At 68.3% G+C, this 8277-nt stretch carries 10 protein-coding genes; 4 read left to right on the top strand and 6 right to left on the bottom strand.

Annotation, left to right across the window (positions count from 1 at the left end; genetic code table 11):
- Positions 1–216 precede the first annotated feature (216 nt).
- On the bottom strand, positions 217–615 hold the full coding sequence (locus OO69_RS47800; protein ID WP_033287332.1) for a hypothetical protein: 399 nt from the start codon (positions 613–615) through the stop codon (positions 217–219).
- Positions 616–718: 103 nt separating this feature from the next.
- On the opposite strand from OO69_RS47800, the gene OO69_RS47795 reads away from it, so the two are divergent.
- Positions 719–1273 (top strand): hypothetical protein, encoded by a 555-nt coding sequence (locus tag OO69_RS47795; RefSeq protein ID WP_158713540.1) that lies wholly within the window; start codon positions 719–721, stop codon positions 1271–1273.
- 114 nt (positions 1274–1387) lie between these two features.
- Here the strand turns inward: OO69_RS47795 and OO69_RS47790 are convergent, their stop codons facing one another.
- The 5 genes from OO69_RS47790 to OO69_RS47765 all read right to left on the bottom strand — a co-directional run bounded on the left by OO69_RS47790 (position 1388) and on the right by OO69_RS47765 (position 5189).
- Positions 1388–1717 carry a hypothetical protein gene (locus OO69_RS47790; RefSeq protein ID WP_158713539.1) on the bottom strand — a complete coding sequence of 110 codons (330 nt, stop codon included), beginning with the start codon at positions 1715–1717 and terminating at the stop codon, positions 1388–1390.
- Positions 1714–1995, bottom strand: a complete 282-nt coding sequence (locus OO69_RS47785) for a hypothetical protein (RefSeq protein ID WP_033287329.1) — start codon at positions 1993–1995, stop codon at positions 1714–1716. Before OO69_RS47785 ends, OO69_RS47790 begins: the two co-directional genes overlap by 4 nt.
- A gap of 185 nt (positions 1996–2180) precedes the next feature.
- On the bottom strand, positions 2181–2690 hold the full coding sequence (locus OO69_RS47780; RefSeq protein WP_033287328.1) for a hypothetical protein: 510 nt from the start codon (positions 2688–2690) through the stop codon (positions 2181–2183).
- Between the two features lie 335 nt (positions 2691–3025).
- Complete coding sequence (locus OO69_RS47770; protein WP_234444721.1) at positions 3026–3967, bottom strand: exonuclease domain-containing protein; 942 nt, start codon at positions 3965–3967, stop codon at positions 3026–3028.
- A gap of 652 nt (positions 3968–4619) precedes the next feature.
- Positions 4620–5189, bottom strand: coding sequence for a hypothetical protein (locus OO69_RS47765; RefSeq protein ID WP_033287326.1), 570 nt, complete (start codon positions 5187–5189; stop codon positions 4620–4622).
- Positions 5190–5281: 92 nt separating this feature from the next.
- Here OO69_RS47765 and OO69_RS53420 point away from each other — a divergent pair, with 92 nt between their 5' ends.
- The 3 genes from OO69_RS53420 to OO69_RS52325 all read left to right on the top strand — a co-directional run bounded on the left by OO69_RS53420 (position 5282) and on the right by OO69_RS52325 (position 6689).
- The gene (locus tag OO69_RS53420; protein ID WP_234444720.1) at positions 5282–5773 is read left to right on the top strand and encodes a DUF6233 domain-containing protein; all 492 of its coding nucleotides are present in this window, start codon (positions 5282–5284) and stop codon (positions 5771–5773) included.
- Between the two features lie 105 nt (positions 5774–5878).
- The gene (locus OO69_RS47750; RefSeq protein ID WP_033287325.1) at positions 5879–6271 is read left to right on the top strand and encodes a hypothetical protein; all 393 of its coding nucleotides are present in this window, start codon (positions 5879–5881) and stop codon (positions 6269–6271) included.
- A 280-nt stretch (positions 6272–6551) separates the two neighbouring features.
- Positions 6552–6689 (top strand): hypothetical protein, encoded by a 138-nt coding sequence (locus tag OO69_RS52325; RefSeq protein WP_158713538.1) that lies wholly within the window; start codon positions 6552–6554, stop codon positions 6687–6689.
- Positions 6690–8277 lie beyond the last annotated feature (1588 nt).

Raw genomic sequence — 8277 nt, 5'->3', positions numbered from 1 at the left:
GTGCGGGTGGGTGGGTGGTGGGTGGGTGGGTGGTGGCGGGGGGTTCCCTCGTCGACCGGTCACCGGAGGCTCGCACGGAACCCCGGGGGGCGCCAAGGACGCCGAGGCACGGCTCCTCGCCCAAGCCGTCCAGAGGAGGTGATCGCCCCTCCGGCACGAGTCGATTGCGCTGCACGCGGCGCCCCCTCTGAGGAACCGTCTCTGAACCCGTGCCAGCTATGCCCCGTACCTGTCCTGGAGTTGAGCGAGCAGACGCCGTGTGTCGGTAGCGGAGAACCAGGTCGCTTCCTCGGTCGGCGGTGCGTCCACGGTGACAACCCACACCCCGGCGGTGTCTCTGGCCTCCACGGCCTCCACGTGAATGGGCGGCCGCGTCAGCCACAGCTCATCGACGCCGTCACGGACCACGACGCCTATGAGGTCGTGAAGCACCGCGGCGGCGATGGCGGCGCTGCCGGGTCCCATGAGCAGGTCGGCCAGGGCCTCCGTCTCGGTGTCTCCCCGCACAGCCGACGCGGCCATGCTGATCTGGTCGCCCGCGTCCGTGAGCGTCACCGCCATGTACGTGCAGTCGACATCGCGCTGCCACGGTGGGGTCAGCCACGGGAAGGTCATACGCCCATCCTCCCCAGTGACTTGGGGGAGCAAGAGTGCGGTTCAGAGATGGTCTCCGAGGGGAAGGTCGCCCGGCGGCCACCCGGTTCGTAGGGTGGCGCACATGACCAGACCAGCGCCGCTCACCGACGAGGCCCGCGCCCTACTCGTCACGGAGCTGCGCCACGGCCGCGCTCCGGACGAGGCAGCTAGGGGCCTGGGATTGGACCTGTCCGACGTCTGGATCGCGGCCCGCACCGATCTGCGGCTGACGGTGGCGCTCGCGGGCCGCGACCCGAACGCCGCCGAGGAGACCGGACGCATCGCCCGCGCCGACTACCTCCGGCTGCTGGCACTCGGCGTCACGCCCAGCCGGGCCGAACTCATCCTCGGAGCGGGCGAGCCGGGCGACTGGCGGGCAGATCCCGCGTTCAACGCCGCGTGCGAGGCCGTCATCCAGGCAGCCGCGCCGCATGGCTATCACGGTCAGACCCGGCTGACACCAGCCCGGGTAGCCCGGTTCCTGGAGAAGCTACGGAGCGGTGCGACCGTGAAGGCCGCCGCCTCAGCCGTGAGCGTGACACCGCCCGCCATCTACCAACGCCGCCGCCGCGACGTCGAGTTCAAGAAGGCGATGGACGAAGCCCGCGCCCAAGGGCGAGCAGCCAACCGCTCGTGAGACCACCGCCGAGGCCCGCGCCCTGGGCCACGGCTCGCGGTCGGACTCCGCCGCCGAACGCCGTTGCCCCGACCGCGAGTTGGTCCGGCTCTCGCAAGGGCATGCCCGACGCTGCTACGTGCCCTTCGGGGGCCGGATGGTGGTCACCGTGATCACGGGCGGTTCCGTGGCGGGACTCACCATGTAGGTGACCGCCAGCGCACCGAGCAGACCCGTACGATCGTCCTCCGCACCCGCCGTACGCGCCAGAGTCGGCCCGCCGTACGGATCGGACGCCAGCGCTTCCAGGTCCTCCAGCAGCGTGCCCAGAGTGGTGCCGGCGAGCAGCGCGCGCAAGGCATCCCGCGACAGGGCACCGGGAGCGATGGCTGTCAGCCGCTCCGCACCGTCCAGCTCTTGCAGGGCCTCCCGGGCAGCATCGGTGAAGACCACCCGATAGCTCACAGGGTCCCGGCCAGCGCGAGGAACACATCGCCAATCTCGTACGTGTCCGCGGTTCCGGCCCGCACGGCGCCGGCCGCCGCGTCCGCGCCCGCATCGGTGGCCGTCTGCGCGACCGCCCCCCACAGCGCGACCAGCGCGAAAAGATCCTCAGGGGCGGCGTCGTCCAGGGCTCCCTGGAAACGGTCGCGCAGTTCCGGCGGGAGAGCACGGCGGATCGCGCCCACCGTACGGGGCCGATCGATCGGCCCGGGGGCGTGATCGAGGGGTGCAGCGGACATGAGCGACCTCCGGATTCGGTGCCTCACCAGACTACGCGGGCCGACTCGGCACCCGCAGGCACTCCGCACGGCCCGAATGCCCCCGTCTTCTGCCGAGCCGCCGAGCTGGCACACACCGAGTGGCCACCGTTCGCGCGTTCCTCGGGTGCGAGTGCACCGCCCGAGTCCCGTCGGCCGCACAGGGCCTACGTTCGTTGGGAAACGATGGTGGTGCCGGGCAGGGCGGCCACGGCGTCGCCGATGGCGGCGGCGCTGTCGAGTACCGCGCACAGAGCAGGGATCTCCTCCAGCAGCGCGGTGACGGGGTCGTTGGCGAGCATCCTCGGCATGCCGAGGACGGCACCGGCCATCGCCAGGACTAGAGCCTTGTGTCCCGGAGAGAGCCAGTCAGCACCGGCCACACCCCAGACCGCGTCGAGCCGTTCCCGCAACGCTTCGGACACGCCGCCTTCGCCCCAGCGGTCGACGTCGTCACAGTCTCCGGGGTCGAGGCTGCGAGTCGCCTCCTCGATGGCGTCGGCCAGACCCGAGATCCAGTTCTGATCCTCCGGGCAGGGAAGGGCCCGCAACCAGCCCGCTGCCCTGCGGCCGGCCGCCGCCGCCGACTCCAGCGCTTCGGCCTCTCCAGGGAATGGCTCCCTCGGCGGACGGACCAACGGAGCGGCGGAGGAGCGGGACAGCTCGTAGTAGGTCATGCCCGACCAACGACAGCCCCGAGGCCGGGGACACCCCGCCAGCCCCGCCGACGTCGAGCATCAGGAGCATGAACGGCCGGCTCCGGCCGGCGGCAGTTCTCCGCGCACGGGCCGTTTCGGCGGCTGTTCGTCCCGCTCAACCGTCACCTCAACCCCGTCGGTGGCGACGTCAGCCAGAACCTCGATGTAGACCCGGATGCCCGGCCCTTGCTTGTTCCGCGTCTCGGAGACATCTCCCACCCGGGTCTCCGGCCAGTTCCGCAGAGCACGCACCACCGCGTCAGCCGTCCGCCGCACCTCGGCCGGGTCTGACCCCATGACCCTCAAGCCCGGCATCAACCCACCCCCTTTTCATCCAGTCCGCCGCCTCCGGCGGCCATCGCCTCGTACTCCGCCGCATACCGGCGCCCCATCGACCGCAGGCAGTCGAGCACCGCCCGGCAGTCACCAACAGCCCGGTGACCCCCGTTCAGGGGCTGCCACGTGTTATTGCCGTGGTACTCGCTCCAGTCCCCCACCCAATCGCTGTACGGGATCATCACGTCCTCGCAGTGCACGGCATCGAGCCAGGCCGTTGCCTGCCCCCGTGCCCAGGCCGCCGCCTCGTCCTCGGTCGCCTCGCCCGCGCTGCAGTCGAGGTAGTACAGCGTCAGCTCGTGCCGCAGCCGACCGACGTCGAACTCATCGTTGTAGATCAACACCCGCTTGCCGCCGAGCAATTCGCCCAGCCGCACCAGCACATCACCGAAGACGGGCGCCGAGGAGACCATCGAGTCCGTGATGCCATGGAGCTCCGTGGCATCGGCGGGAATCGGCTCCCCAGGATTCAGGAGCGTGTCGAGGAGGACCTCCCCGCCGGAACTGAGCACCCCGATCTCGACGATGCGCGCCTCGCCGTGCAAGCCCGTCGTCTCCGTGTCCAGCACCACGACGTTGGGATCGGCGAGCGCGGCCGCGGCCCACCGCTCACGCCTCTCCGCCGCCAACCGCTCGGCCTCCCGCAGCCTCTTCTGCCGTTCCTCGCGCTCTGCCTGGTACTTGGCGCGTTCCTCGGCGTCCCGCAGTTCCTTGACCGCAGCGCACGGCGGGCACCGATCAGGCCACTGCGGAGCCCGCATCCACCAATCCCGCTCCTTCCCCTGATCCTTTTGGTAGGCCCGAGCTTCCGACTTCGTCACCAGCTTCACCGAACAGCCGGCCCCGTAGCCGTCCCCCGGACAGACCGTCACCTTCTCGACCCACGCGACCGCAGACCTACGCCGCTCGGCGAGCTGCATACGACGGCAGCCCCCACACCGATGGTGCGACGGCAACCGCCGCTCGGACACCTTCCCGCAGTCCCAGCACGTCCGAGCGTCCAGCTGCCGCTGTTTGTCACGGGCCCTGTTCCGGCACACCGAACACTGCGGACCGCGCACGATCTCCTTGCGGACCCTGCAGCAGGCCGGGCACGTCCGCCGCTTCACCATCTGAGCCCTCGCCCTCGGCGACAGCCGCTTCATCCTCTGCGCCGACCCCGGGTCGTACAACGCAATGTCGCCGTACTTCCGGGTACGGACGTACCCGAGGACCGGCTGACCCTCCGCCAGCTTCCGCCGGGACTCCCCCAGCTGGGTCTGCGTACGCAGGAACGGCGGCGCCTGCCCCCAGCCATACACCGGCACTCCGCCGACATCGTCCACCGGCGCCCCCCGGGCCTGCCTGCCCGCCTCCTCGCCCTGCCCCGTGCGGGTCGGCGGGATCGCCCCAGCCGGCGCCTGTGTCACCGTGCCCACTCACTACCTCCCAAAAAATCGACGCAATTGAAACGTTAGCATTCCTGCGCGCTTTCTTGCAGCGATTCAAGACAGCCAGAACAACGGAATAGTTGGCAAGAAATAGCCCCCTATCAACTGTGCACACACGGGCGCATTAATAAATGGATCTCCATTAATTTTCGTCAGGCGCGTCCGCAGTCGGGCCGTACCGGGTCAGAGCTTCACGGACGATCCGCGGCACCGGGTACAGCCGCGCGACGAGCTCGTCGCGCTGAAGCCGCTGGGTCTCGTCCAGGACCAGGGCCGCGCCGCCCAGCAAGCGGCGCCGGCGCAGCTCCCGCAACGGAGCCTCAGACCTCCGCCAGGCCGCCGTACGCAGCCGCATCACCAGGTCATCCGGCATCTTGTAGTTGCGCTGGACCAGTCCACCCAGGCCCGGACCCGGCCACCGGCCCGAGAGCGCGAGCTCTGCCTGTTCGTCCTCGGTCAGCGGTTCCCATGGGCCGATCAGGTCCGGCTCGGCCAGGCGCTGTTCCACCGCGGCCGCAACGAACGATTCGAGCGGAGGCCACTCCACCGGCCGCATCCGGGCAACCGCCTTCCGTGCTTCCCGCCGAGTTCTCCCCGCCCTTTCGAGTTCTTCTGCCGTGGCGATCTCCTCTCGTTTCTGCTGCTTTTTCAGGAATTCCAGCCGGGCCGCATGCCTCGCGTAGATCATAACCGTGACATTGATCTTGTCCATGACCCATATACTAATGGAGATCCATTGATTAGTCCGGCTTGCTGCGCGACCGGCCATGAACCGCCCGGCCGGGCGCCACGTACCGTGACGGCATGTCCTCCGCCGACCAGACGCCGCCCCCGATCCGGGTGCTGCTGCCCGACGACCAGGAGCTGCAGGGCGTCCTGCACGAAAGGCGGTGCTGGCCGAACGGCGGCTGGATGTACTGGGTCGGATTGCCGATGTGGGTCACGGACGCCGCGACCGAGCGGGTCGAGCCCCGGGAATATCGGGTGTGGCTGACCGACGAACAAGCGCGCCCGGTCGACGGCGTCACCTACGACCGAGTGCCGACGTACGGGCCACCGAAGGAGGAGAAGGCCTCCGCCCGGTGGTCATGGACGGTCGAGCGGGTCCGGCCCCGCCACGGTCGGCCCGGTGCGGTCATCGTGCACATCACCGGTTGCGAGGCCGCTCCCGCCGGCGGCGACCAACTCGACGTCTTCGACGCGCTCGACGTACTCAGTACGACGGCCGGGGCGGTCGCCTGCAAAGAGTGCGGCGCGTCGATCTCGGTCGGCCCGCTCCTGAACCCTGAGTCGTAGGGGCCCGTACAGGCAGACCACCGCGGACCGCAGCACCGTCCCCCGGACGAGTGACCTTGACGACCCCACCGTCCCGCACCCCCTCGCCCCCGGGTTGGGCACGGCATGAACCGACGGATCATCTACACGAGCGCCGCCCTCGCCGTGGCGTGCCTCATCCCCACCGCCACACCCGCCGCCGCCTCCACGAGCGCCTGCACCCACCACTGGTCAGGCCCCCAGGTCTGCATCAGGATCACCGGCCGCAACGAGATGAACAGCGTCACGGCGATCTGGGTCAACCCGCCCAAGACGACGAAGACCCGCATCGTGCAGCTCTACAGCAACGGGAAGCCCCTGTTCGGCCCCGAACGCGCCCGCCGCGTCGGGACGACCATCAGCTACACCTGGAACACGTTCGACACCGGCGCCCACACCCGCCTCTGCGTCAAGTTCGCCAGCATCACCCGCACCGCCTGCGACTCCACCACGTACAGCGGAGTCCCCGGACCCTTGTGACCGCCGGTCACACTCACGAAGCCCATTCCTGTCCTGAGCTGCGGCTTTCCTGGAAAACCATGGACGCCGTCACCGATATCTATCCTGGCACCCGTTGGCGCATTTTTGTTCCGTGGGCGGGGAAACAACGGGGGCGGTTTAACAGGGTTTCCCTGACAACACCGCCCGGTACTTCGGCGCCGCCGCCCGAGGGGCCGTGTGGTGTATTCTTTCATCCATTACCTCTTCGGCTGCCCGGGTGGCGTCCAGCTGGATTCATCCGGCAAGAGGAGGTGAACAGGTGAAGAGCATCGGCAAGGACCCCCAAGACGGGGACAACGAGCCGGTGTGGACGAAGCTGCTTCGTCAGGCCACAGTCGTGGTCCGACTCGCAGGCGCGATCTTCCAAGTCGTGTACTACGGCCTGAAGATCTGGTGACCTGCGACTGACAAGCAGATGGGCCCAACCCTTGCGCAAGGGTTGGGCCCACCAAGTCCCACCGCCGTGGGCCCCGCGTAACGTACTTCCCGGTGCGAGCGCGGGGCTCACTCATGTGGACTGTGAGATGACCTCAAGCCATCTGTTGCACAAGACTACCACGACTAGTTATTTTCATTGCTCTGCGGATTAACTCAAATCTGGCGTCATGTTGCCGACTTCGAAGTTAACTGTCGAGACCAGAAATAACGTCTCCAAAGTTGTCGTGTTGATTCTGCGAAACAGTGACTGTCTTGCGAGAAGTTAGGAACAAGCGAAGCGCGAAGAACAACGCTAACTTTCCCAACCTCCACCGCAGGCCTTAACTGGCGAGATCTGCGGCCGTGGATCCACTTCTGCACAGTGCCCGTAGACCCCAATCCGGCCGCACCGGCATCGAGGGACACATCGCCGGTTAGCCGATCAACGGCAATGGGCCCTGCCGTTCTCCCGGCCGGACAAGGCGGACACCGGGCAGGACAACCAGGACAACGTGTCTGCGGTCTGTCCATCGGCGAGGACAACCATCCGCCAGCGGACAACGGTCTGTCCTCGCCGGCGTGGACAGCCGGACAGCTCACCGAATACCCGGGTGACTCTCCCTGCACTGGCCCGGTGACACGCGTTGTCCGCCCCCGCCGGACAACGAGGACTGCGTGTCCTCAGCCCGTCCAGCCGGACAGACATGTCCTCGCTCGACGGACAGCGGCTTGTCCTCGGCGACGAGGACACACGGACAGTCCAGCCGGACAGCCGACCGTCCCACCTGCGTGTCACCGCCGGCCGTTCACGTTCACTGCGACGTTCTCCCGGCCCACAGCCAAACCGGTGTGCACCCGGCGAACACCTCGCGCGTGAGCACAACCGCCGCTCGCCGAGCCGCCGCCTCTTCCCGTCAACAAGCCACGCAGCCAATCGAGTTTGGTTCTCCGCCGCCCGGCTGTCTTCCGACGTAACGTCAATCTGGATTTGCCGCACCGGCCGTCAATATGAAGGCCGCAACCGCGAGTAGCCGGCAGACGCTACACCCCTCCTCGCGGCGCCGAGTCTGCTCAGGAACCGAGGCCCGATCAAGAAGAGTCGAGCTATAACCAATGCAACTAGCGGTCACGGTTCGAGCGCTCGTATTTTCGACGCACGAACCGTGACTTCTGGGTTACTGACCAGGCAAGTAGCTACATGGCACTCCGCCTACCCCCAGCCCGTCGTACGCCACCACAGCGGCAACCACCCGGGCACGAGCGACTCCCCCGGCCGGCAGCAAGGCCCCCAGACAGCGGGGCAAACCGAGCCCGGTACGTGCCCGATGTAACCCCCTGCCCCGCGGCTGGCCGATCGGGCCAGGAGACGGAACGTGATCCTCCTTCCGTCGCCGAGTGACCGACATGTCGTCAGTTTCCTCTCGTCATCGCGGGGGCACTCGCTCGGCCGGAGCCCCGTGGACCTCTGGGCGGCTTCTCGCCGGGGTTTACATGGCGGGCCGCACCCCGACCGCCGGCATCGTCGTTGTGCTCGACCCCAGAGTCTGGCGGGAAGGGGAGGGGAGCCG

This window comes from Streptomyces sp. NRRL F-525 (genome assembly GCF_000716605.1).
In the GTDB taxonomy this organism is placed as follows: domain Bacteria; phylum Actinomycetota; class Actinomycetes; order Streptomycetales; family Streptomycetaceae; genus Streptomyces.
This window is presented reverse-complemented; position numbering and strand designations above follow the sequence as displayed.

Bases quoted from the DNA above. Each gene is read 5' to 3' on its own strand.
- OO69_RS53420 (WP_234444720.1), top strand. From the start codon at position 5,282: ATGTCCTCCGCCGACCAGACGCCGCCCCCGATCCGGGTGCTGCTGCCC.
- OO69_RS47795 (WP_158713540.1), top strand. From the start codon at position 719: ATGACCAGACCAGCGCCGCTCACCGACGAGGCCCGCGCCCTACTCGTC.
- OO69_RS47800 (WP_033287332.1), bottom strand. From the start codon at position 615: ATGACCTTCCCGTGGCTGACCCCACCGTGGCAGCGCGATGTCGACTGC.
- OO69_RS47785 (WP_033287329.1), bottom strand. From the start codon at position 1,995: ATGTCCGCTGCACCCCTCGATCACGCCCCCGGGCCGATCGATCGGCCC.
- OO69_RS47750 (WP_033287325.1), top strand. From the start codon at position 5,879: ATGAACCGACGGATCATCTACACGAGCGCCGCCCTCGCCGTGGCGTGC.
- OO69_RS47780 (WP_033287328.1), bottom strand. From the start codon at position 2,690: ATGACCTACTACGAGCTGTCCCGCTCCTCCGCCGCTCCGTTGGTCCGT.
- OO69_RS47765 (WP_033287326.1), bottom strand. From the start codon at position 5,189: ATGGACAAGATCAATGTCACGGTTATGATCTACGCGAGGCATGCGGCC.
- OO69_RS47770 (WP_234444721.1), bottom strand. From the start codon at position 3,967: ATGCAGCTCGCCGAGCGGCGTAGGTCTGCGGTCGCGTGGGTCGAGAAG.